This is a genomic window from Carboxylicivirga longa (assembly GCF_050589825.1).
Lineage (GTDB): Bacteria > Bacteroidota > Bacteroidia > Bacteroidales > Marinilabiliaceae > Carboxylicivirga > Carboxylicivirga longa.
In genome coordinates this window covers 1-24,707 of the sequence record NZ_JBNGOZ010000007.1, presented here as the reverse complement: position 1 = coordinate 24,707, position 24,707 = coordinate 1, and the positions used below count along the sequence as shown (strand labels likewise).

Annotated in this window: 22 protein-coding genes; 15 read left to right on the top strand and 7 right to left on the bottom strand. The window is 43.4% G+C overall.

Translation table 11 applies throughout. The features are described 5' to 3' along the window. Positions 1 to 159: 159 nt before the first annotated feature. Positions 160 to 1,497, top strand: coding sequence for an NADP-specific glutamate dehydrogenase (gene gdhA, locus ACRD7A_RS07680; RefSeq protein WP_430810842.1), 1,338 nt, complete (start codon positions 160 to 162; stop codon positions 1,495 to 1,497). A 25-nt stretch (positions 1,498 to 1,522) separates the two neighbouring features. Here gdhA and ACRD7A_RS07675 read toward each other — a convergent pair whose 3' ends face one another. After that, entirely contained in the window at positions 1,523 to 1,993 is a 471-nt protein-coding gene (locus tag ACRD7A_RS07675; RefSeq protein WP_430810843.1) for a hypothetical protein, read from the bottom strand. 143 nt (positions 1,994 to 2,136) lie between these two features. On the opposite strand from ACRD7A_RS07675, the gene ACRD7A_RS07670 reads away from it, so the two are divergent. From ACRD7A_RS07670 to ACRD7A_RS07655, 4 genes are all read left to right on the top strand, one after another. Continuing rightward, on the top strand, positions 2,137 to 2,781 hold the full coding sequence (locus ACRD7A_RS07670; RefSeq protein WP_430810844.1) for a DUF4136 domain-containing protein: 645 nt from the start codon (positions 2,137 to 2,139) through the stop codon (positions 2,779 to 2,781). Between the two features lie 27 nt (positions 2,782 to 2,808). Next, the gene (locus ACRD7A_RS07665; protein WP_430810845.1) at positions 2,809 to 3,402 is read left to right on the top strand and encodes an outer membrane beta-barrel protein; all 594 of its coding nucleotides are present in this window, start codon (positions 2,809 to 2,811) and stop codon (positions 3,400 to 3,402) included. Positions 3,403 to 3,899: 497 nt separating this feature from the next. After that, entirely contained in the window at positions 3,900 to 4,328 is a 429-nt protein-coding gene (locus ACRD7A_RS07660) for an Hsp20/alpha crystallin family protein (RefSeq protein WP_430810846.1), read from the top strand. A 122-nt stretch (positions 4,329 to 4,450) separates the two neighbouring features. Beyond that, positions 4,451 to 4,858 carry a hypothetical protein gene (locus ACRD7A_RS07655; protein WP_430810847.1) on the top strand — a complete coding sequence of 136 codons (408 nt, stop codon included), beginning with the start codon at positions 4,451 to 4,453 and terminating at the stop codon, positions 4,856 to 4,858. Between the two features lie 97 nt (positions 4,859 to 4,955). Here the strand turns inward: ACRD7A_RS07655 and ACRD7A_RS07650 are convergent, their stop codons facing one another. Further along, positions 4,956 to 6,011 (bottom strand): PorP/SprF family type IX secretion system membrane protein, encoded by a 1,056-nt coding sequence (locus ACRD7A_RS07650; protein ID WP_430810848.1) that lies wholly within the window; start codon positions 6,009 to 6,011, stop codon positions 4,956 to 4,958. An 11-nt stretch (positions 6,012 to 6,022) separates the two neighbouring features. After that, a complete protein-coding gene (locus ACRD7A_RS07645) occupies positions 6,023 to 10,408 on the bottom strand; it encodes a PKD domain-containing protein (RefSeq protein WP_430810849.1) in 4,386 nt (1,461 codons plus the stop codon). Between the two features lie 308 nt (positions 10,409 to 10,716). On the opposite strand from ACRD7A_RS07645, the gene ACRD7A_RS07640 reads away from it, so the two are divergent. Beyond that, positions 10,717 to 11,628: a proline dehydrogenase family protein gene (locus tag ACRD7A_RS07640; protein WP_430810850.1), complete on the top strand. Its 912-nt coding sequence runs from the start codon at positions 10,717 to 10,719 to the stop codon at positions 11,626 to 11,628. A gap of 82 nt (positions 11,629 to 11,710) precedes the next feature. Here the strand turns inward: ACRD7A_RS07640 and ACRD7A_RS07635 are convergent, their stop codons facing one another. Beyond that, the gene (locus tag ACRD7A_RS07635) at positions 11,711 to 13,006 is read right to left on the bottom strand and encodes an MATE family efflux transporter (RefSeq protein ID WP_430810851.1); all 1,296 of its coding nucleotides are present in this window, start codon (positions 13,004 to 13,006) and stop codon (positions 11,711 to 11,713) included. 326 nt (positions 13,007 to 13,332) lie between these two features. On the opposite strand from ACRD7A_RS07635, the gene ACRD7A_RS07630 reads away from it, so the two are divergent. The 7 genes from ACRD7A_RS07630 (at position 13,333) to ACRD7A_RS07600 (ending at position 18,794) form a co-directional block, all read left to right on the top strand. Next, positions 13,333 to 13,935 carry a superoxide dismutase gene (locus ACRD7A_RS07630; protein WP_430810852.1) on the top strand — a complete coding sequence of 201 codons (603 nt, stop codon included), beginning with the start codon at positions 13,333 to 13,335 and terminating at the stop codon, positions 13,933 to 13,935. Between the two features lie 127 nt (positions 13,936 to 14,062). Beyond that, complete coding sequence (locus ACRD7A_RS07625) at positions 14,063 to 14,638, top strand: superoxide dismutase (RefSeq protein WP_430810853.1); 576 nt, start codon at positions 14,063 to 14,065, stop codon at positions 14,636 to 14,638. Positions 14,639 to 14,741: 103 nt separating this feature from the next. Next, positions 14,742 to 15,305: a nitroreductase family protein gene (locus ACRD7A_RS07620; RefSeq protein ID WP_430810854.1), complete on the top strand. Its 564-nt coding sequence runs from the start codon at positions 14,742 to 14,744 to the stop codon at positions 15,303 to 15,305. A gap of 135 nt (positions 15,306 to 15,440) precedes the next feature. Continuing rightward, positions 15,441 to 16,151, top strand: a complete 711-nt coding sequence (locus ACRD7A_RS07615; protein ID WP_430810855.1) for a peptidase associated/transthyretin-like domain-containing protein — start codon at positions 15,441 to 15,443, stop codon at positions 16,149 to 16,151. A gap of 107 nt (positions 16,152 to 16,258) precedes the next feature. Continuing rightward, entirely contained in the window at positions 16,259 to 16,882 is a 624-nt protein-coding gene (folE, locus tag ACRD7A_RS07610; protein ID WP_430810856.1) for a GTP cyclohydrolase I FolE, read from the top strand. A 102-nt stretch (positions 16,883 to 16,984) separates the two neighbouring features. Then, on the top strand, positions 16,985 to 17,764 hold the full coding sequence (locus ACRD7A_RS07605) for an ion transporter (RefSeq protein ID WP_430810857.1): 780 nt from the start codon (positions 16,985 to 16,987) through the stop codon (positions 17,762 to 17,764). Further along, positions 17,748 to 18,794 (top strand): type I restriction endonuclease, encoded by a 1,047-nt coding sequence (locus ACRD7A_RS07600; protein WP_430810858.1) that lies wholly within the window; start codon positions 17,748 to 17,750, stop codon positions 18,792 to 18,794. The genes ACRD7A_RS07605 and ACRD7A_RS07600 overlap by 17 nt, the downstream gene beginning before the upstream one ends. 82 nt (positions 18,795 to 18,876) lie before the next feature. On the opposite strand, the gene ACRD7A_RS07595 is transcribed toward ACRD7A_RS07600, so the two are convergent. The 3 genes from ACRD7A_RS07595 to aroB all read right to left on the bottom strand — a co-directional run bounded on the left by ACRD7A_RS07595 (position 18,877) and on the right by aroB (position 22,424). Beyond that, the gene (locus ACRD7A_RS07595; protein WP_430810859.1) at positions 18,877 to 19,473 is read right to left on the bottom strand and encodes a porin family protein; all 597 of its coding nucleotides are present in this window, start codon (positions 19,471 to 19,473) and stop codon (positions 18,877 to 18,879) included. 573 nt (positions 19,474 to 20,046) lie between these two features. Continuing rightward, entirely contained in the window at positions 20,047 to 21,285 is a 1,239-nt protein-coding gene (locus tag ACRD7A_RS07590; RefSeq protein WP_430810860.1) for a 3-phosphoshikimate 1-carboxyvinyltransferase, read from the bottom strand. A 65-nt stretch (positions 21,286 to 21,350) separates the two neighbouring features. After that, a complete protein-coding gene (gene aroB, locus ACRD7A_RS07585; protein WP_430810861.1) occupies positions 21,351 to 22,424 on the bottom strand; it encodes a 3-dehydroquinate synthase in 1,074 nt (357 codons plus the stop codon). Positions 22,425 to 22,651: 227 nt separating this feature from the next. Between aroB and ACRD7A_RS07580 the strand changes: the two genes are divergently transcribed. Together ACRD7A_RS07580 and ACRD7A_RS07575 are read left to right on the top strand one after the other, a co-directional pair. Next, the gene (locus ACRD7A_RS07580) at positions 22,652 to 23,122 is read left to right on the top strand and encodes a hypothetical protein (RefSeq protein ID WP_430810862.1); all 471 of its coding nucleotides are present in this window, start codon (positions 22,652 to 22,654) and stop codon (positions 23,120 to 23,122) included. Positions 23,123 to 23,131: 9 nt separating this feature from the next. After that, positions 23,132 to 23,743, top strand: a complete 612-nt coding sequence (locus tag ACRD7A_RS07575) for a hypothetical protein (protein ID WP_430810863.1) — start codon at positions 23,132 to 23,134, stop codon at positions 23,741 to 23,743. Positions 23,744 to 24,707: the final 964 nt, after the last annotated feature.

Genomic DNA, 24,707 nt, shown 5'->3' with positions numbered 1-24,707 from the left:
AACCATTTACGGAACGGATCTTTCTAAGCATCTTAAGCAAGAGAGTCGTTCCCTAAAACTTATTGAACGCTCTACTGGTTATTTCAATATATTGCAGAATAGACAGATGGATTATATAATTTCAATCACTAAGTGAAATACACGTTTAAAAAATAAACTATGAACTTCGATAAATTTCTTCATTATTTAGACTGTAACAATGCCAATGAGGATGAGTTCGTGCAGGGCGTGCGGGTGTTTCTCAGCTCGGTAAAAGAGCGTGTGGTCGATGATTTTCGCCTGAGCAGTGCCGCTATACTAGAGCGCCTGATTGAGCCGGACAGGGTATTGATATTTAAAGTGCCCTGGTTGAACGATCAGGGTAAGGTAATGGTGAATCGAGGATATCGCATTCAGTATAACAATGCATTAGGACCTTACAAGGGCGGATTGCGTTTTCATCCGGCGCTGAGCCTGGGAACGGTTAAGATGCTGGCCTTCGAGCAGGTGTTTAAAAACAGCCTTACCTCATTGCCCCTGGGAGGTGCCATGGGCGGTGCTAATTTCGATCCCAAAGGAAAGTCAGAAGCGGAAATTATGCGTTTCTGCCAAAGTTATATGCTTCAGCTGTGGGATGTGCTGGGATCGGATAGCGATATTGTGGGGGGCGATATTGGTGTGGGCAGTCGCGAGATAGGCTATCTCTATGGTATGTATAAAAAGCTGAGTCGCCGTCATACAGGCAGCTTCACGGGTAAGTCGCCTGAGTGGGGTGGCACCCGGCTCCGGGGCGAGGCCAACGGATACGGTGTTGTTTATTTTCTTAAGTCGTTGTTGGCTGCCCATAACGATACGCTGCAAGGGAAAAAGATTGCGATTTCGGGCTTTGGCAACATGGCACACGGGGTTATTAAAAAGGCTACAGCCTTGGGTGCCAAAGTAATTACCATTTCAGGTCCCGATGGTTATATTTATGATCCGGAGGGCATTGATGAGGCTAAGCTTGAATACCTTGTGGAGTTGCGTGCTACTTCGCAGGATTTGGTTAGGCCTTATTCAATGGAGTTTCCGGGAACTTTTTACAAGGAAGGCAAGAAGCCCTGGGAGGTGGAATGTGATATTGCCATACCCTGTGCCATACAAAATGAGATTGACAGCGATGAGGCGTCCTTACTGGCCGATAATAATTGCGCTTATGTAGTTGAGGCTGCCGATCAGTCCTGTACCGAAGCGGCTGTACAGTTTTTCAGCGAGCAGGGGCTTGCGTATGTGCCCAGCAAAGCTACCAATGTGGGCAGTGTTGCCATCTCGGCCTTGGAGGTGGCACAAAATAATATGCAGATGCAGTGGACGGATGAGGAGCTGGATGCCCGCCTTCAGAACATTATGGAACGTACCCATCAGCTGTGCCGGCAGCATGGCGTGCAACAAAACGGTAGTGTGAATTACCTGGTGGGTGCCAATGTAGCTGCCTTTCAGCGAGTGGCCGAGGCAATGATTGATCTGGGTGCCGTTTAGCTGGCACCCATTAAAATAATATCGCTTACTTTCCCGGCACGATAATGGGCATACTTTGGCTCAGCGAAGCGGCTATGTTGGTGTAGATATAGCCGTCGATCTGGTAAAACTGCGATGCGATAGGAATGCCCAATTCCTTTTTTATGCGTTTATAATATTTTAGTCGCAGGTTTTGTCGTGCCTTTTGTATTTTGCTGAGTTCTATAATTTTTTTATCCAGTGCTTCCTCGCTAATATCTTTATCGGCGGATATAACTGCCTTCATCATATTGATACGTTGATTTGATAAAGGCTTCAGGCTTTCTTCGTAGGCATCGTAAAGGGTCCAGAATTTTTCGGCTTCGTGGGTGCTTAGTGTCATATTTTGTGCAAAGAAAACCTTGATTTCTGATTTTAATATAGAACTTATAAGATCGATTTCCTGATCGCTGTTCTGAGCCTTGATGCCAACTGTTATAAGCAGTGATACAAGTAGTGGGAATAGCCTTTTTCTCATGCTTTATTAAATTGAAAGTTATACTTGACTTAATAAACAATAGTATCGTATTTTTGTTGTTAAACTGCTTCTGCAAAAGGCTGATTATATTGAACATGATGAATAGAAGGCTTTGTTAATTATACTAAACTAAATGAGGAACTATGAAGACACTACTGAAGTTGATGATTATTCCGGCACTAATGATAGCAGTGAGCAGCTGTTATCCCGGCGGGGCGGAGTATGTCGATGAGTTAGATACATCGATCTCGAAATACGATCCTGACTATGGATGGAATAATTTGGATGGAGCGCATTATTACCTTCCGGATGAAATTTTGCACATTAAGAATGGCGAGGAAAATGAAAAGCCTGATCGTACCCATGATGAAGCGATCCTGGCTAAGATAAGGTATCATCTGGAGGAGATTGAAGGTATGCAGCCTGCTGTTGCTAATGTTGATACGGCCTTGGCCATGGCGGTTACCATTATTGAGCAGAATAATCAGAGCGTGGGTTGGATTCCCGGCGGCGGCTGGTGGGGTGGTTGGTATCCCTGGTATCCCGATTGGGGTTGGGGTGGTTATTATCCCTGGTATCCTGTGTATTACAATTATAAAACTGGTTCCGTAGTGGTTGAAATCGCTGATTTCAACAAAAAAGAGAGTAAGCAACCGCCACTGGTGTTTATTGGTGTGCTGGATGGTTTGATGCAAGGCAGTAAGGATTACGCCAGCTATCGGCTCGATCGGGGTCTCGACGAGGTCTTTAGTCATCCGCCTTTTGAGCATGTCATCAGTAATAATTAACTTCCTCAACCCATTAAACTGAAAGTAATGAAACGCATAAAATATTTAATGATAGCAGCGCTGGCCTTGATCAGTGTCGGGGTAGTTGCTCAAACCAAGACGAACGTTTTCTATGGAATCGCTCTGCCTATGGCAGATACCAAGGATTACATTAACCCTGCCAGTTTCAGGGGCGCTAGCATTGAGTACGAGAAGTTTGTGAATCCGAATGTTGGACTCGGAATATTAGTGGGATGGAATACCTTTTATGAAGCCAAAGACCGGGATACCTACCCACTGAATAATGGTTCTATCACCAGTAACCAATATCGTTACCTCAATGCCATTCCCATTCAGGCAACGGGAAAATATTATTTTGCTGATGATGATGCGCCTATCCGACCTTTTGTGGGTTTGGCTGCTGGGACCTATTACATGGAGCAGCGTATTGATAATGGTCTTTTTTCAACAAGTTATGATGGCTGGACTTGGTCGCTGGCACCCAAAGCCGGCCTTTTAATACCCATTAACTTCAGGGCAAGCCTGGCAGTGAGCCTTGATTATAGTACCTCGTTTAAGTCATCTGAGCTCGATCGTCATAATTGGTTGGGTATTAATGTGGGCTTTAGCTGGGATTACTAATCGTTGTCTGATATGAAATACTGCCGGCTGCGAAATTCTGCAGCATCGTGAAGTAAGTAAAACGTAAAGATTGTAAAGGGATGTTTCACAGAATTTATTCCTCTATAGTCTTTGCGTTTTTCTTTATGTGGGCGTAAATATTAAACATATTCTCCTATGGATATCACTACTAATAGAAAAAGAGGTTGCTGTTAACAACCTCTCTGCACACAGGAAATGTCTAGAGAAAGTGACTCTCTCATGACAATACAAATATCAGCATATTCGCCCTAATGCATGTTAGGGATTTATTAATACAATATTAAGTTTAATAGAGAAGATACATGGTTATTTGTGACACTATGACAGCATTAAAGCTCATTAGGCGACAAATGGTCAGTAGTGTAAGGTATTTCTGTGTCAAAGTTACTCACTATTGCTGTTGGCATCATCATTGAAATAGATAGGCCAGAAAGATATTAAGGAGTATTAAACTTTTAACAATAGGAGATAATATTATGAGACTGGTAAAATTTAACAACGGATTTCCTCAAACATCAAGCATGTTGAATCACCTGTGGGCGAATGATTTTTTTAATGAATCCAATACTCGTAATTGCGATACACCTAAGGTGAATATTGAAGAGATGGAAGATGCTTTTGCCATTGAAGTGGCTGCACCCGGTTACAATAAAAAGGATTTTAATGTTGAGGTAGATAACGATCGTCTGACCATTTCGGCAAGTTGTGAGGAGAAGAAAGAAAAGCATCAGTATTCGCATTATGAATTTGGTTACGGCTCGTTTCAACGCAGTTTTGTTCTGCCCAAAGATGCGGTTAATGAATCAAAGATCTCGGCCAAATACGAGAATGGTATTCTTAACATCCGGTTGCCGAAAAAAGATGAGGCGAAAGTGAAGCCCAAGCGTATGATCAATATTTTCTAAACTATTCTTTCATAAATGTAAGAGGAAGGCTGCCTTAGGGTGGCCTTTTGTTTTTAAGTGCATCCCTTAGCATACGTGCCTTATCTTCTTTAATTGTCAAATAGTAAAGTCAGTATTTAGCTATGAGGAAACTAAGTTTTTTTGCCCTGTTTTTTGTGTGCTTGTCTTTGCTTTCGTGCGAGCAGATCATCGAGGATATAATTGATGATGCTCTTTATAATGCACGCTGCGAAGTTGTAGATCAATCGGACATGCGGCGCCTTTCGTCCAATAGATCGCAGTTGGATGTAAGCATTCGAAATAAGGGATCCCGGGCTGCATGCGATGTGCGTCTGTGTGCTACCTTAAGCAAAGACGGGGAAATTATAGAGAAGCAATATGCTTATATTTCCTATCTTTCTTCGCGCAGCACCGAAAAGGTAACCCTTACCTTCTATCGCCTTTTCTATGGTAATGAATATGATCATCTGGATCTGGATCTGCAATACTCTGAGGTGGATCCGTATGACTACGATGATGAGGAGTGGTGAGTTCTGAAAGTTTCACATTAATGAAGCATTTACGGAACGGTTCATTATAACTATCTTACGCGAGAGAACTGCTCCCTAAAATTTATAGAATTCTTTGCTAATACAATCGACGCTTCTTACGGGTGTATTTCCCGCCGATGCTATTCAGTGGGTTAGCGCTCTCGCTGCAGGGTACTGCCGGACGACGACCACCTGAACGCAGGCGACTACGCTGGTTAAACTCAAAAATCAGGGACAGTTCATGGGCTCCACCTGTTGACCACCCCAGACTGCCAATGGCAATATCGTAGCTGTAACCAACGCGTAAGGGGCCCAGGTCATAGGCTAAAAGGGCGATAATGGCATCCTGGTTAGCGGCTTTGCTGCCCTCCACTTTATTGATTAATGGAAGCCCCCGGTACCACATACCAATCTCCAATGGCGCGTTGTGCCAGTATACACCCAGGTCTAGCTGATCAAATTCCGCTTGTTTCTGATAGCGGAAACTGGCCGAGAAGGCGCGGTTGGATTTATGCCTGCTACGCTCGCGCCAGATGTTCATGCCGCCAAATAATGTGAATTTCAATTCGGCTTTTGATTCTTCGTTGAGAAAGGTATAGTTGGGTTTGGCCAGGTGATCAACCGTTAGTCCAACCCAGTATTTGGGCGAGTAGAGAAATACCGACGAGGCCAGGTCGATATAATGAACCTGTTCGTTACTAAGTCGGTTGTAGGCGCCCGATGAACCGCCTGTTGAAGGGGGCTGGTCGGGGAATATGGCCTTTGAGAAATCCACTTTTTTATTACCATAGGCAAATTGTATGGCTGGCACCAGCTGCCAGTAATCCGTTATCATCAGGTTGTAGGAATACTGAAATGCAGCCTGCGTAGTGGTTAATCCTGCACTGCCGGCTCTGTCCTGCATCAGCGAGAAACCGATGCCACTGTTGAAGGAGGCAAAGAAATTATCGAATGAAATGGCGTAGGTAGAAAAGGCCTTGGATACCTCGGGCCACTGATTGCGATAATTCACAATAAGACGCCCCCCATCGGTGGCACCGGCCAGTGACGGGCTTAGGTACAGTGGGTTGGCATAGAACTGTGAAAAATGTGGATCCTGCCCCCTGGCGATTAGGCTGCTTAGTATTAATAGTATATATATTGCTTTTCTCATTGTGCTATTCCTTACCTGAAGAGTGTTACATCGCCTGTTTTTACTTCCATATTGCCATTGGAGAAGCGGCAGTTCACCTTCCAGATATACACGCCGCCCGGACATATCTTATCGCGATAATAGCCGTCCCAGCCAATGTTAATATCATGACTCTCAAAAATAAGCTCGCCCCAGCGCGTGTAAATACGCAGTTCATACTCTACTAGTCCTTCATGTACAAAGGGATAGAATACATAGTTATCTGACGATCCTGCCTGATAGTGTCCGCCTGATGGCCCTGAGGGATTCGGAGTAAAGGCGTTAGGGAAGAGAATACTCCCTGCTTCTTCCGCAATTACGGCCTCGCGCATAATGTACTCGGCAGTACAGCCTTTGTTGCTGGTGGCTTGTAGGCTTACATCGTATATGCCCGGATGCTCATAAAGATATTGCACCGAATGGTCATTGGAGCGCTGACCATCACCAAAATCCCAGAGGTAACTCACTGCCCCTTCTGATTTATTAATAAATGAGACCGTTTCAGGCAGTTTAACTAAGGTAGGTCGTACTTCAAAGTTGGCCAATGGACGATCGTAAACCCATACCTCCACATGATCGGCCTCAACCATACCACCCGGCCCTTCGGCAATCAGCTTAACGCGGTATTTGCCCGGTGTATGGTAGCTGTGTAAAGGCGCTTTCTCAGATGACACATTGCCGTCGCCAAAATCCCAGAAATAGGTATGTGCATCCACCGTATTATTGTAAAATTGTACATCGAGAGACGGGCACCCCTCAGCATTAGGGCCGTAATCAAGCGCCGGCAAGGTGGGGTAGATCAGTACTGTTTGCATCAGTGAATCGGCACAATGTTCTCCGCTAGCCTTTAGCCATACCTCGTAGTCGCCCGATGCGCCATAGCTGTGCGTACCCGGGTGCTGAGCATTACTGGTTTCATTATCGCCAAACTGCCATTTGTATTGCCAGTTGGAGCCTTGTGTTTGGTTGGTAATGGTAATGGTGGATTCCGGCATTTGCAGTTCCTGCGGTGTCAATGAAAACTCAGGTACAGGGCGGCGGTATACCAGCACGTTTGTGTGCGCGGTGTCGCTACATCCGTAAGGCGACTCAGCAATGAGCTCCACCCTGTAATTTATATCATCAAAGCTACTGTTGGTGTAGGTGTTATGTCCGTTGAAGCTATTGGATATATTACCATCGCCAAAGTCCCATGTAAACTGATTGGCACCCATGGAATTGTTCAAAAAGCTCTCGGAATAAGGTGTGCAGCCGGCGCCACCATCGGAAATGGAAGCAGTTACTTTTGGAAACACATTCAAATGATGACGGCTGGAGTCGCTGCATCCGTAGCTGTTTTTTACCACCAATTGGGGTTGATAAGTAATGGGAGCAAGTTCCGAATTAACAAAGCGGTGGCTGGCATTGCCCGTTCCGCCTGTCTCAGTGCTTGTGCCATCGCCAAATGACCAGATGCTGCTGTTGCCTCCCGATGATAGGTTTGTGAAAGCTACGTCAAATGGTGAGCAGCCTTCGTTATCCGACAGCTCAAAGTGGCTGGTGGGAGAGGGCAGTACCCGCACCTTGGCTTCCGATGAGTCGCGGCAGCCAAATACCGAGCTCGTATGCAGCTTAATCGTGAATTCCTGTGGCGCCTCGTTCTTGTTATGAAAAATGTGGGAAGCGATATTTGCCCCGTCCAGACTTTGTCCGTCACCAAAAACCCATTGGTAGGTGTAGGCGCCGGGTTGGGCCACCATGTCTACTTGCAGGGGATGGCAGCCTTCGAGGGGTGTTGCATCAAAAGCATAGCTCACGGTTGGATATACGGTAATGTATTTGTTTATCGTATCGCGGCATCCATACGTATTGCTGGCCACCAAACTTACGTTGAAGGATTGTACATAGTGTTCGGCATTCACAAAGGTGTGGCTCACATGTTCGGTACTGTCTTTGTTACCATCGCCAAACAGCCATTGGTAATGTGTGGCTCCTTCCGATTGATTGTTGAAATCAATAGACAGAGGACTGCAAGCTGGCTCGTCCTCGTTATCAAACTTAGCCACAGGAGTGGGCAATACGCGTATATTGTATTCGCTGGTGTCGGCACAGCCATAGCTGTTGCTTGCACTTAGTTGAATGGTATAGTCAATGGGTTCTACTGTAGTGTTGACAAAGATATGGCTGGGATTTTTTTGGTTGGATATGTAGCCATCGCCAAAGTCCCAAAGATACTGATCGGCATCCTTCGAGTTATTGATGAACGTGATTTCCGAAGGGCCGCATTGTTCATTGTCAAAGGCTTGTAGTTGTAGTTTGGGCAGGGGATAGAAGGTGAGCGTAACATCGGCGCTACCCAGGCAGCCCACATTGTCCTCCGTCCATTCAAAAGTGTAATCACCTGGTGTATCCACGCTTACCGTGGTGGTCGGCGTCAGATCATCGTTAATGATGGCCAGACCGGGGCCGTTTACCAACTGCCATTGTCCGATACCAATATCATGGGTAGCTCGCAGTTTATGCTCGAGCCCACAGGTGTCGCGGGGTGCCATCACTTTCGGATGGGGTATTTCCACAAAGGTAATGGTTACTTCATCCGCATCTACGCAGCCGTTGTTGTTTTCGGTCCAGATAAAGCTGTAATCGCCATACTGATCCACGCTAACGGTGGCGTTGGGCGCATTAATGTCGGAGAAGCTAACGGAACCGGCACCAGTACTAACATGCCATTGTCCATTACCCACATAGGGCACTGCCTTTAAGGTGTAGCTTAGGCCACATGCCGTTGCGTTGGGCCCCGCCTGACTGGCCGGCTGTTCGTGTACTTCCACAAAAATACTGTCCATATCTTCACAGCCGTACTCATCGCGCACAATATATAGGTACTTATACTTTCCGGGGGTAGTCGAATTAAAAACAGGATTTTCAATATTGGTGGCCGAGAGCAAGTCCAGACGATCACCGCGCCATTCATGATAGACAAAAGTGCCGGAGCCACCTGTTGGTTTGGGCTCTAATGACTGAGTGATGCCCGAGCAAAGGCTCAGGTGTTGATTGGTAAAACTAATGTTTACCGAATCCACCCCAATGCTAATGGTTTGTTCATCGAAGCATCCCAGAGCATCGGTAACGCGGTAAGTAAGCATGTAAGTGCCTTCGTTAATGCTTAGGAACTCAGGATTGTGGATGTTTGTTTCGCTCAAGGGGGCAGTGTCACCGGTCCATAAATGCGTATAGGGTGCTGTGCCCTGAGTGTTATTAGCTGTTATTTGCAATTGTGTACCCGGGCAGAGATGGGCCTCGTTTCCTGTGCTTAGGGTGGCCAGGGGCGAATCCAATACGGTTATGGTGGTTGATCCGGTGGCGCTACAGCTATTGCCATCCTCCACATAATAGTTGATGGTGTGCGTGCCGGGGCCGGCTAATGAGGGGTCAAAAGTGCCGTTCCACTCATCCGTAATTCCGGGACCCGACCATTGACCACCGGGCGTAACCGCGCTTAGGTTAATGGGATTATCATTCTCGCAAAGGGGGCCTGAGGGATTGATACTGCCATCAGGGTTGTCAACAATGAGTACGATGGCAGTGGAGCTCACCGGGGGGAAACCCTGATCGTAGGGATTGCAATAGTTCCAATTGTTGAGCGTTATTTCAAATGCATCGCCCACTGCATGTCCGGCCGGAACATATATGGGCAATGCTTCATTCCAGGGAGTGGAAGGTCCTAATATGGGCTCTGTGGTAACATCAATACTGCCTGCGTAAGGATAGCTACGCACAGCTCCGTTAACCTCTGCATTATTGATAAAGTTCGCTGATCCATTGTTGGTCCCATATATCCATTGTATCCATCGCTTATAGTTATTGGGCGAGTCATCTTCAACGGGCGGCACACAATTCCACTCGCTCTCATCCATAAAGGTAACACTGCCGCTGTTGCCAATACAGATTGGGAAAACCTTTGGATTAATGGATATTGTGCCCCCATTTCGATCATCAGTATCCCACACAATCACGGTTTCAGAACGCAAAGAATTCTCGCAAACTATTCCGTCAACTACAATATAAAGTGCAGGTTTGTAATGGCATTTGTCACTGTCGTAGGTGTGTGTAATAAGGGGTATGGCCCATTTTTTAGCGGCTGCATCAATCAGTGATGCGGTAACATATTCAACCGAGCCATCATCCCAGTCAAATAAAAATTCAACTTGGCGGCCCTGGATATCTTCGGCCAGCGTATAAAAGGGTTCCCATTCGATGGTAACAGGTGCACACAAGTTAAGTGGTGTGAAATCTCCCCCACGTGTTAGTACATTAACATTGCACTCCTGCGCTTTGCCAGGAAAAAAAGAAAATAGTATGCCGAATACTATTAAAACCGCTTTTATTTTACCGTCCATAAGCATTTTAATACGATGACCCTGTTATTTTCTGCCGAACAGGTGTATATTATTGATTCGCACTGTGTACGACTATAAGCTGCACTTATTATGATGATTTATATCATGCAATGATGTACTTTGGCTAAAAGATGAGTTTCGTCATTTTTTATCTTCGAAAGTGTTCCAAAATTTACCTAAAGAATTCAAAATCACTTCCCGGGAATATTTATCATTGCTATTGACACCTGTCGGTATTACGCAGTTATTGCTTTTATGTTCCGGTAAATAGCAACTTTTTTCAGAACTAACTAAAATGAAAATCTACAATGATGAATAAATTAATAGCGCGCACACTGCCCTATTTCCCGAAGAAGTTTGTATGGCTGTTTTCCAGGAAATACATTGCCGGCGAAACCATTGACGAAGCCATAATGGCTGCGCAACAGCTGAATGAAAGAGGGATGCTGGTAACTGTTGATCTGCTGGGTGAGTTCATAACCAATCTGGATCAGGCGCGACAAAATAAGGATGAATACTTGCGTATTATCGATCGTTTTGAGGACGATAAAATACGGGGTAACTACTCATTGAAACCTACAAGTTTTGGTCTGTTAATTGACCCTGAAATCTGTTATGAGCTGGTACGTGAGATTGTAGACAGGGCTGCCGCAGCCAATAATTTTGTTCGCATCGACATGGAAGACTCAAAGTGTGTGGACATGGAGATAGATTTATTCAGACGCTTAAAGGCTGACTATCCCAGGCATGTAGGCTTGGTTTTTCAGGCTTACCTCAAGCGTACCATGGGCGATCTGGAGGCTTTAATGGATTTGCAAACTGCTGATGTACCTCTTAATTATCGACTTTGTAAGGGTATTTATGTGGAGTCGGAGGAGATTGCCTACAAAGATTATCAGCGTGTTAATGAGCATTATCTAAAGGATTTGGAGTACCTGCTAAAGAATAATGTGTATGTAGGTATTGCCACGCACGATCGTAAGCTGGTGGAAGGATCTTTGAAAATTATTGAGCAGTACGGTATTGCTAAAGAGCAATTTGAGTTTCAGATGCTCTATGGTGTAACGCCTGAATTGAGGCAGGAGATTATTGATCAAGGCTTTAAGATGCGAATATACGTGCCTTACGGAAAGGATTGGTTTGGTTATAGCACCCGTCGTTTGAAGGAAAACCCGAAAATGGCTGCACACATAATTAAATCTTTATTTATAAGAGGATGATCTAACGTTGGGTGTACGTTATTCCCGGCAGTGCCATAAAATTAGGTATGCCGGGATCTATTTATTTTCTATGGATCGGGTCTCAGGACTTAAAAATTGATAACTTTTTGTAAAGAAGCGTTTGAAAGAGGCCGCGAGATAGCATAAAGCAGTTCATAGCCAGCCATAGGGCGTTGTTGCCCAAGCTGGGACGGCAAGAGATGAATACGACAAAGAAAATAAGCGTGGCCAATAGCATGGTGTTGCGCATTAATCGCGAGGCGGTGGCTCCGATGTAAATGCCGTCCCAGATGTATGAGGCAAAACCCGTGAGGGGTAATATCATCAGCCAGGGTAAATATTCCAGGGCAGTCTCAATAACATCGGGCTGATTGGTGAAGAGCAGCAGTAGATATGGACCGCCCAGTGAGTAGGCGATAAGGAATATCAATGCAAAGCCCAGTCCCCAACCAAACAGATAGCGCACAGCTTTTTTTATGCCCTTGAGGTTGCGTCCGCCGGTGAACTTACCCACCAGTGCTTCGGCAGCATAGGCAAAGCCATCCAGAAAGTAGGAGAATAAAAATAGAAATTGTAGCAATGCACTGTTGGCAGCCAGTATGAGGTCGCCGGTGCCAGCCGACTTAGAGGTGAAGAAGGTGAAAACAACGATGATACACAGTGTGCGTAGGAAGATGTCGCCACTCACATCGAGAAAACGCAGCAGTCCGGACTTCTTGAAAACGGTCTTTAGATGAAATTCGCCCAGGATAAAGCGATAGCGTCTAAGAAACAGGACTAGTGATAGGATAAAACCTACCCCGTTGGCCACTACCGATCCCAGTGCAACGCCTTCTACCTTCATACCCAGTGCCCGTACAAAAAAGTAGGAGGCACTGATGTTAACCACATTAATGGTGATGGATATGATCATAGGATAAATGGCGTTTTGCATGCCCAGAAACCAGCCGTTAATCACCATCAGAGCGATGGCCAGTGGAGCCGCCCAGATACGTACATAAAAATAATCGCTCGCCAGGGTTTTTACTTGATTGCTACCCTCTAGTATTTTTAAGCTTAGCGCCACTACGCCATCCTGTAATAGTAGAAGCAGCAGACCGGCACTAAAGGCAAGAAAAAGACCCCGGAAAAGCATCATGGCCATTTCGTGCTTATCGTTACTTCCGTATGCCTGCGCCGCCATGCCGCTCAGGCTCATTCGCAGAAAGGCAAAGCCCCAATACACAAAATTAAAGATCACACTTCCCAGTGCTACAGCGCCCATAAATACCGAGCTGTCCTGATAACCCATCAGGTGCATATCAACCATGCCCAATAGGGGTACAGTTAAGTTGGTTAATATATTTGGTAGCGCCAGTTTCAGGATATCTTTATTCATAGTGTATGTTTAAACCGGCAAAGATAGTTTTTATGTCTTGAAATGCTATCCTCTTGATTGCCTAGTAGTAAGTTCTGAAAATTCCACTTTAATTAAGTATTTACGGAATCGTTCTTTATAGGCATCATACGCTAGAGAACGTTTCCCTAAAACTTATTGAGCTCACTACTGCGCTGGTAACTACCTGGTTAGTAATTAATAGAGGCCATAGTGTTGGTGTAAATTAAATAAAAGACAAAAATATCTTTAATTTATTTGGACTAATTCTAAATAGTTTCTATTTTTGAATCGTAAACAAATTTTAAACCTGTTAAGCATTAATAAATATGGCTTTTGAATTACCAAAATTACAATATGCTTATGATGCGCTCGAGCCGCACATAGATGCACGTACCATGGAGATACACCATAGCAAGCACCATGCTGGCTATACCAATAACCTTAACGCCGCGATTGAGGGAACAGACTTGGCCACACAGCCTATCGAAGATATTTTGGCCAATGTGTCGAATCATTCGGTAGCAGTGCGTAACAATGGTGGCGGGTTTTATAACCATAACTTATTCTGGACCGTGATGTCACCCAACGGGGGTGGTGCACCCGGTGGTGAGTTGGCGGCAGCCATCGACAAGGCTTTCGGTTCGTTCGAGGCTTTCAAAGATACTTTTAACAAGGCGGCAGCCACACGGTTTGGTTCAGGCTGGGCCTGGTTAGTGAAGAAGACCGATGGTTCGCTGGTGGTGAGCTCTACGCCTAATCAGGATAACCCTTTGATGGATATCGCTGAGGTGAAAGGTACACCCATCTTAGGATTAGATGTATGGGAGCATGCTTATTACTTACACTATCAAAATAGACGTCCCGATTATATTGGTGCATTTTGGAATGTTGTCAACTGGGACGAAGTAACGAGACGTTTTAAAGTTTAGTTTGTTCATTTTGTCTGGGAAAAAGGGAATTCAAACGTGAGTTCCCTTTTTGAATTTTTAAGGGTTTTGAAAACATAAAAATGTTAAGTTTGTTCAACACAAAGACAAATCTTTAAAACGGACAAATATGAACTTCGAATTACCAAAATTACCTTATGCGCTCGACGCGCTGGAGCCTGTTATCTCAAAGAAGACCATGGAATTTCATTATGGTAAGCATCATCAGGCTTATGTTAATAACCTGAATACGCTGGTGAAGGGTACTGAGTTTGAGAACGCTGACCTGGAAACGATCGTTAAGCAATCGGAGGGTGGCATTTTCAATAATGGTGCTCAAGTTTGGAATCATACCTTCTACTTTATGTCTTTTAAGCCCAATGGTGGCGGGCAGCCTACAGGTGCACTGGCCGATGCAATTGATGCATCCTTTGGATCCTTTGATAATTTCAAAGAAGAATTTTCGGCTGCAGCGGCAACCTTGTTTGGTTCGGGTTGGGCCTGGCTGGTGAAGAAAGCGGATGGTAGTCTTGCCATTGTGAAGGAGAGAAATGCCGGTAATCCTTTACGCGACGGTTTAACACCAATTCTTACGTGTGATGTGTGGGAGCATGCTTATTATCTGGATAAGCAGAATCTACGTCCCAAATACATCGAAGAATTCTTTAGTATTCTTGATTGGGAGCGCATTTCGGCTCGTTACTAAGCAATAAAAAAATAAGCGAATTATAAGCGAGACTTGATTACATTATTTGTATATTAAGTCTCGCTTTTTAGCACCCTAATATCAATCACTAAAATTCGATCTTATGCTGAAAGATTTAATTCGTAAGAGCCGTAGTTACAGACGCTTTCATGAGGATAAACCTGTTTCCATGGAGGTTTTGCACGAACTGGTAGATCTGGCTCGTCTATCGCCTTCGGCCCGTAATGCACAACCGCTTAAATATTTCTTGTCTAATTCACCCGAAATTAACGATAAGATTTTTCCTCATTTGGCGTGGGCAGGTTATCTGAAAGACTGGCCGGGTCCGCAGAAGGGAGAGCGTCCTGCTGCTTATATTATCCTTTTGAATGATACGGATATCTCAGCCAACTACTTCTGTGATGACGGCATAGCCTCGCAAAGTATTTTGCTGGGTGCCGTTGAAAAGGGATTGGGCGGATGTATTGTAGGATCACTTAACCGGCTTCAGTTACATCGCGAGTTGCGTTTGTCCGATAACCTAAAGATTGTGCACGTTATAGCGCTGGGTGAGCCCAAAGAGGTGGTTCAGCTGGAAGCCATGAAGGATGATGATGTTAAGTATTGGCGCGATGTAGATCAGATTCATCATGTGCCTAAAAGAGATCTGAAGGATGTAATCGTTTAATTACCTGATTAATTTTGTTTTTAGCCCGGTAATGTTAGTGCCGGGCTTTTTCGTGGGGTTACCTTGCCAACAATGCGCTTCTTAGCTTGTTATAGTTATGCAAAGGCAATGTTAACAATTCAAAAACCCACGTTTATGAAGTATTTATCGGCCCTCTTATTACTGTGTCCCCTGTTGGCCATGTCTCAGGTAAATGAACCCGACTCGGTGCGTGTTACCGGCGTTGTGCTTGAGCAGGACAGTTTGCTGGTTTTGCCCTATTCGCGATTCAATCTTCATTCCGATACTTTTATGTCTGACGAAGCCGGTCAGTTTTCATTCTGGGCCAAGCGGGGTGAAGTAGTGCGTTTTTCTCATTTGGGCTATAAAGATACTTACGTGCAGATTAATGATTCTATGCAACATCGTAATTACCTTTTGGGGGTTTTCTTAGCGCGCGACACCATACAGATTGGGGAGGTTATTGTAATGCCTCGATATGAGAATCTGGCACTTCAGGCCAAAACTATGCCGTTGGTGATAACTCCTGAGCAAGCCTACGCCACGAATAATGTTCGATCCTCAACCCGGCAGGCTTTAACACAAACGCCTTTGCGCATGGATGCAGAGATGAATCAACGTATGGTGCTTCAGGAGCACACCTGGAGTACCATTTATAAAACACAAATACCACCCAACCAAACACTGGGCATCACACCCGATAATATGGCACAGATGCGTCTCTTCCTTCCCAAGAGTGAACAAAAAATACGGGCAGTTGGTGTGCAGCCGCTCAATCGTAACGAACTGGATCTAATATTACGCATTTATGAGCAGCGAAGGGCTGCTAATCAGCCTATTCCCTAAATAAAAGGTATGCCCAAGTGCTTAAAACAGAAAAATATCGTCTGATTATTCAAAGAAAATAAGCAATTTTGCATTGCGCAAGCTAGCGTACAATCAAATACATCACAATGGAATTTACTTTAAACGGAAAGCAAGGTTATACAAAAGTGGAATCGTACGATGATGATACCACACAAGAGTTGTCAGCTAATTACCATAAGATATTGAGCGCTTTGGGTGAAGATCCGCAGCGTGAAGGATTGGAGAAAACACCCTTGCGTGTGGCCAAAGCCATGCAGTTTCTCACACAGGGATACCATATGGATCCTGAGGAGATCATTAAATCTGCCATGTTTCGTGAGGATTATCAGCAGATGGTAGTGGTGAAAGATATAGAATTATATTCGATGTGTGAGCATCATATGCTGCCCTTTTTTGGTAAGGCGCATGTAGCCTATATACCACGTCACCATATTACCGGTTTAAGTAAGTTGGCACGTGTAGTGGAGGCTTTCTCCCGCCGTCTGCAGGTACAGGAACGCTTAACTACCCAAATTAAGGAGTGTATTCAGAATACCCTTAACCCACTGGGTGTAGCCGTGGTGATTGAAGCCCAACACATGTGCATGCAGATGCGGGGAGTGCAGAAACAGCATTCAGTAACTACCACCTCCGATTTTACCGGTGCTTTCCAGAAAAACCTGGCAACACGGGAAGAGTTTATGAAGATAATCAGTGCCAATTTGCACTAAGCTAATAAACGAATTATAGTAATAATCCCACTACGGCTGCTTGATGCCTGGTGGGATTTTTTATGTTTGTAATATAGATAGTTACACACATAAAATAGAGTCATGATTAAAAGATTATTTTTACAAGATTGGTTTATTCTTTCTTTAATTCTTGTTAATGCACTAACAATTTTTGTATTGGGTTTTACGCCTGAAAATTATACGATTAGGGGCATTGATAATATTATTACCATTCTATTTTTCGGGGAGTTATTAGTCAAGATACAAACTTACGGGGCTAATTATTTTAAGTCGAGATGGAATGTATTTGACTTCTTGCTTATTGTCATTTCACTACCGACATTGATAACAATTTTTATTGATATTTCACAGATTGACTTTAGTTACCTCTTGATATTAAGAGTTTTTAGGGTCTTTAAGACGTTTAGGTTTTTAAAATTTGTTCCTGGAATAGACCAATTGTTAAGAGGAGTTCAGCGTGCGCTTAAGGCATCTATTATAGTTATAATTGGGTTTATTGTATATATATTCATCATCAGCATTTTTTCACATCAAGTATTTGCGAAAACTGCTCCTGATTATTTTGGCGATCCATTGTGTTCCATGTACACAATTTTTAAAATGTTTACAGTGGAAGGGTGGTATGAAGTGTCTGAATCTGTCGTTTCTAGTCTGGGTCATACAAAAGCTTTTTTTGGACATTTGTATTTTATTTTCGTGGTATTAAGTGGAGGTATTCTTGGCTTATCTTTGGTTAATTCAATATTTGTAGATGCAATGGTAAGTGATAATAATGATGAGCTTAAGGAAAAAATTGGTACATTAGAACTTCAAATAAATAATCTTATCGAAAAAATTGACAAAAATGGATTTTCAAACTAACCTAAAAGCGTTTACTGATAGGGTTTTAACTCTTAAGCCGAACTTACAAACAGAGGAAGCTACCAAAAATGGATTAATCATGCCTTTCATTCAATTGTTAGGATATGATGTTTTTAATCCAATGGAAGTTATCCCTGAATATATAGCAGATCTTGGCACCAAGAAAGGTGAAAAGGTTGACTATGCAATTCTTCAAGAAAATACGCCAATAATGATTATTGAGTGCAAGCATTGGAAAGAGAATTTGGATGTGCATAACTCACAGCTTCATAGGTATTTTCATGTCAGTAAGGCTCGTTTTGGTTTATTAACAAACGGCGCTGAGTATCGCTTTTATACAGATTTGGAGGAGTCAAATAAGATGGATGATGAACCATTTCTAATTATTGATTTTGAAAATTTAAAGGACCATGAAGTCAATGAATTAAAAAAGTTTCAAAAGGCTAGTTTTGATGTTGATAAAATTATAGATAGCGCAAGTGAGTTAAAGTATTCTTCGGCAATTAAGGAGATATTAGAGAAGGAGCTAAATGAACCAAGTGAAGAATTTGTTAGGTTTTTTGGCAAACAGATATATTCAGGAAAATTAACTGCAAAAGTTATAGAGCAATTGACGGGAATTGTTAAGAAGGCTACAAATCAATCCATTAAAGAGCTTGTGAATGATAGGTTACATTCTGCTTTGAAGAAGGAAGAAGAGTTAGTTGAGGAGTCGCAAGAAGAAGTTGCTATTAGTAAAATTGAGACAACAGAAGAAGAGATAGAGGGTTATCATATTGTTCGGTCAATCGTTAGGACAAAAATTGATGCAGATAGAGTGGTTTATCGCGATACCCAATCTTATTTTGGAGTCTTAGTAGATGATAATAATCGTAAGCCGATTTGTCGACTACATTTAAATGGTGGTAAAAAGTATTTGGGGCTTTTCGATGAGGATAAGAAGGAAGAACGAGTATTAATTGAGAAGTTGGATGATATATTTTTGCATGCCGACAAATTAATTGATACTGTACTTCGTCATTTGAACTAGTAAGTCAGTTGCAGGAAAATAAATAATAAAGCCGGCGTTAATGCCGGTTTTATTATTTATTAATGTTATTTCTCAAGGGTATTTAAATACCAAACAGCTTATAGCCCAGTGAAAAAGTAAGAACATCGGTTTTCTGACCTACTTGCGCCTTCGAGATATCTTTGATGCCCCATTCGTAACGGAAATCGGCTGTTAGACGCCACACTTCGGCACCTAGTCCGGCCTGAAGGGTCCAGTTGGTTTTGTCAAGGTCTTCCAATGTCGGCAGATCCGATGTCGTCTTAGCATTAAAGGAGGCTACCGGACCAGCTACACCATATATCTTTAGTATTTTGAGATCAATTAGTTGTAGGTTGGCCAATAGGGGAATATCCCATGTGTGATAGGTAACGTTGTTATTGAATGAATTATCTCCAATCATTCCATTGGCATTGGATTTTTTCTTAGCATAGTACATCTCGGGCTGAAAGCTCAAGCTTCCTACCAAGCGAATGCGACCATAGGCACCAAAGAGAAAGCCGCTCTTGGCTTCATTTTTTATGGTGGTGTTATCCGGTACATCGCTTAGGTTGATTTTTGTTGAGTTAAAGCCTGCTTTTAATCCCAGCGCAATACGATCCTGAGCAGATGCTCCGGCTGCTAGCGCGATTAGCGTTAAGCAAAAAATAATCTTTTTCATGTCTATAATTTGTTAATCAATAGCCACATGTAACTTGCCCGTATAATCATAATCTTGTGCGAGTAGGATTAAACAAGGGCTTGTTTTATGACGATAGGTTAATAATGTTTTTTTTCTGCCTTAATATGACAGCTGTGGAATCTGCTACACGTAAGAAAAAATGTGCATTTATGAGTATTTCTGAACTCGTCTACTATAAAATACAATAAATCAGGAAGAGCTGAGTGAAAAATGAGGATCATGAATTCCGCGAATTAAACGAATTGTTTATTCGATAACAAGATGTAAGGTGCTATTCATTAAAGATATAACAAGTTAAGAAATGCTTATCCCTTAGAAAAGGGGGATTGCGTTATCAACAGCCCTCAGCTCAAACCTCTCAGGGGGATTGACCTTTGTCCGCAGATTTCGCGGATGAACATAGATTACTTTTCTACGGAAAGCGGATGCTATGGTACTGATTATATGCTATGTAACTAGTCAAATATGCTTATCCCCCTTAGAAAAGGGGGATTAATTTATCAACAGCCTTCAACTTAAATGCCTCAGGGGGATTGAATCTTTGTTCCCAAATTATCCTTCCACCGTTTCGTTGATGATACCTGCTGTAGCCATATCCTGCCAATAGTTGGGGTAGGATTTGCTTACTACCATGGGATCGTTGATAACCAGATTAGGATAACAGCAGGCAGCAGGTGCAAAGGCCATGGCCATGCGATGATCTTTGTAAGTATCAATCACCACTGGTGCCGATTGATCGTAGTCGCATCGCTCACCATCCCAGCTTAGGTTATCGCGCTGGTTACTTTGCAGTACAAAGCCCATTTTTTTTAGCTCGTTGATAAGTGCACTGATACGGTCAGTCTCTTTAATTTTCAGCGTTTGAAGGCCTGTGAAATTGAAAGGAACATTAAGTAGGCAGCAAGTAACCGCCAGTGTCTGTGCTAGATCGGGCTCGTTAATAAAGTTATAGCTGAATCGTGTGGGACGTACACCGGTGTTACTAAGTACGGTTCCTTTCTGCGAGAATTTGGTTTTAACCCCCAGCTTATCAAACATGGTCTTTACGTTGGCATCGCCTTGCAGACTTATTTTACGTAGCCCTTTCAAAGTGATTTCCAGCTGGGGATTCAATGCTGCCATCTGATACCAGTAGCTGGCGGCACTCCAATCCGATTCGGCCGTCATAATTTTGGGCTGATAGGCTGCCTCAGGTACTGTGATTACATTTCCCTTCCAATGGCTCGTTACACCAAAGTCCTTCATCAGTGCCAGGGTCATCTCCAGGTAGGGTCTTGATATGATGTCGCCCGTTAGGGTGAGACGAAGACCATTTTGTATAGTGGGGGCAATCATTAATAAGGCTGATATATACTGACTGCTTACGTTGCCGGGTAGTTCCAGGTCGCCACCTTCCAGGTTGCTGCCAAAGATGCGAAGTGGGGGGTAGCCCTCATTCTCCATATATTCAATTTTCGCACCCAGCTTATTGAGCGCATCCACCAGTGTCTTGATGGGGCGCTGCTTCATACGTTCCGATCCGGTTAATATCCATTCGCCCATTATTTTCGAAAGAAACGCAGTAAGGAAACGCATGGAAGTGCCGGCGGCGCCCACATCAAAGGTATTACTGTTGGCATTGAGAACGCCCAGCATTGCTTTGGTGTCATCGCTATCCGATAGGTTTTTTATCTCGTAGGGGCTATAGCTAAGTGCATTGAGGAGGAGGAGTCGGTTACTGATGCTCTTGGATGAGGGCAGTTGTACTTCTATTTTACCACTTGTATTTTGGGTCGATAAACGATATTTCATGTTTTTGATTTTTGTATTGATAATGATATGAGCCCTTCCCAACGAAGGTTATGATAGCGATGATTTTACTGGTTGAGGTGCTTGTAGAAGCGAAGGGCATCAAATACTTCCGCTTTCGTGGCTCCACAATTTATTTTTATTTGTCCGACGGTTTCCAGCAGAGTAAAGTTAATTTGGTTGGCTTCATTTTTCTTATCATGCGTCATTAACTGATACAGCGTTTCGTAGTCTTCTTCATTAAATGTAAAATGGCCGTATATCTCTTGTAGCTGTCGAGCCAAAGTCTCTACCTGAACCAATGGGAATCCCAGGCGCAGGTGCGACAGGTAAAGCTCACATACCATGCCGAAGGCTACCGCATAGCCATGCAGCAAGGGGCGTTTTTCGTGCAGAGCCAGACTCTCAAAAGCATGACCAACCGTATGCCCAAAGTTAAGTGCCTTGCGTATATTTTTCTCCAGCGGGTCGTTCTCCACAAAATAAGCTTTGATCTTGATGGAGTTAGCCACCAGCTTTTTTAACTGCTGGTAGTCGGGCTGTCTCAGATTGAAGGCCTTTAGGTGTTCCCAGTGATCGGGTGAATAGATAAAGGCGTGTTTAATCATTTCGGCAAAACCGGATATGATATTTTCTGAATCTAGTGTGTCTAAAAAAGCGGTATCGATGAGGACAGCTTTTGCCTGATTGAAGACACCCACCTCATTTTTATAGCCTTCAAAGTTGATCCCTGTTTTTCCTCCTATGGAAGCATCAACTTGCGATAGCAGGGTGGTGGGCAGGTTGATAAAATCGATGCCGCGCTTAAAGGTTGAAGCCGCAAAGCCACCCAGGTCGCAGGGCATGCCACCACCCAGGGTGATGAGCAGTGATTTTCGGTCGGCACCACCGCGGCTCAGTAACTGCCATACTTTCGACAGAGAGTCGATGCCTTTGTTGTGGTCGCCCGATAGAATGATAAGGGTGCGTTCCGGACTTAGTGCGCTCACCCTCTCAATTTTAGAGAAACAATGGTGGTAGGCTGTTTCGTCGGACAGTAAAAAAACCTTGTCCTGAGGGTAGTCACTGATCAGTTGCTTAAGATCGTCCACTAAATTTTCTGCAATAAATACCTTCGATTCTTTTGATACTAACGGAAACATGCCACACGGTTAATGATGATACAAGCTGTTTTAATTCTTAGGTTGGCGCTGTCAATGGTAAAACACAAATGATATAATGACTGCCATGCTTGCAAAAATAGTTATTTTTAGCGATTGAAAATATCTTTTTATCAGGCTTTGGTAAAATGCGATGATTTGTGATTAAACAAGAGTGATAAATGTCATATTGAAAGTTGACAGGGGTTCTGTTAGCTTTAAGTAAGGAGATGATGGATATTAAATTTGATAATAAAAAGGAAGCACGACGTGTAAGTACGATCTTGCGTATTCTAGTAATGCTGGCCATTGTGCCCATTGGTATTAACTATTTGTGGATTGAGACGAGTGATAAGATGGTGGAAATGGCGATTTGGCTCTTTCTTATCATTGTGATCGCCTTGTATTACACAGGTGGATTTTGCTATGTTGAGGTGGAGGGTAATGCTGCTAAGCTGGATGTGAAATATTACAGTTTGTTTCCATTCTGGCGGGAGTATAAACGCATTGTGATACCTGTTGATCGCATCAAATCTGTGAAAGTGAGAGCGGGATTAGGTAATGTGGGCGCTGCTTTGTTAATTTGCGGACGGATAAAGGGGCGTATTGCCACGTTTCCGGCGGTGGGCTTAAGTGCTTGTCACAAACAGCACATTAGCGCTTTGAAAGAGTACGCCGCACATCTGTCAAAGTTGAAATAGATAAACAAAATGATTAACAGAGTAATAGTCTTAATGCTTCTTTTGGTGGCTTATGTAAATGCCGCAGGACAATTTAGCAATAAGGACTGGTATATTAGTCCTAAGATTTCTTTTGCCGACTACAGCGATCGTAACGATTGGGATGGATACAGTATTCATAAGGTACCTCCCATTTCTGTGGCTGCCGAAAAGGGGCTTACTGATTTCTTGAGTGTGGGAGCATTGATGGGCTTGAGTCGTGATAAGTATGTGAACGATACCCTGGCGAGCAATGTGCATCGCTATTCTAATTTTGCCCTTGGCGCGCTAGCCAATGTGCATGTGGCAGGCTGGATAGAGCAATGGACTAATTACAATGTGTTTCTGGGTGACTGGGATATCTATGCCGGCTTAAGTTGTATGCTGGAATGGCAAAAAGTAAGGGAAGAAGATGTGTGGAATCAAAGTATGCAACATTTTAATAGCGCAGAGCAGTCTGAGCTAAAATTTAATGTGCGTCCTATGTTCGGGGTTCGCTACTTTGTAACCGACAATGTTTGTATGTTACTGGAGCTTGGACACGGTAACATGGGCTTGGTTACCACGGGTATCACCTTTCGCATACCACACCTTCGCTTCTGATATAGGTTTGCGGATTGGTTGAATTACGGCGAATGAAACGAATTCTTCAGTAAAAGAAGCTTATAGTGTTGATTATGTGATCTTTGGCTAATCAAAAGGGATTATCCCCCTTAGAAAAGGGGGATTAATTTATCAACAGCTCCCAACTCAAACTCCTCCGGGGGATTGACCTTTGTCCACAGATTACGCGGATGCTCACAGATTACTTACCTGCAGAAAGTGGATGTTATAGTTTTGATTATGTGTTGTGTAACTAGCTAAATTGGATTATACCCCTTAGAAAAGGGGATTAATTTATCAACAGCCCTCAGCTCAAACGCTCAGGGGGATTGAACTTCTGTCCGCAGATTACGCGGATGCTCACAGATTACTTTCCTGCGGAAAGAGGATGTTATAGTTTCGATTATGTGTCATTTAGCTAGCTAAAAAGGATTATCCGCCTTTGCACAGGGGGATTAATTTATTAACAGCTCTCAGCTCAAACGCCTCAGGGGGATTCAATTTCTGTTCGCAGATTTCACAGATGAACACAGATTAACTTTCTGCCGAAATCGGTGTTATGGTATTGATTATGTGCTATGTAACTAATTAAATAGGATTATACCCTTTAGAAAAGGGGGATTAAGCTATCAACAGCCCTCAGTTCAAACGCCTCAGGGGGATTGACCTTTGTCCGCAGATTTCACAGATGAACACAGATTACTTTCCTGTGGAAGTCACTGTTGTAGCGTTGATTATGTGCTACATAACTAGCTAAAAAGGATTATCCCCCTTTGCAAAGGGGGATTAATTTATCAGCAACCCTCAACTCAAACGCCTCAGGGGGATTCAATTTCTGTTCGCAGATTTCACAGATGAACACAGATTAACTTTCTGCCGAAATCGGTTGAACCTGCTACATTTGTAAGGACAGTAAGTTAAGATATATGGCTCTAAATTATATATCTTAGAATCATTATGAGTG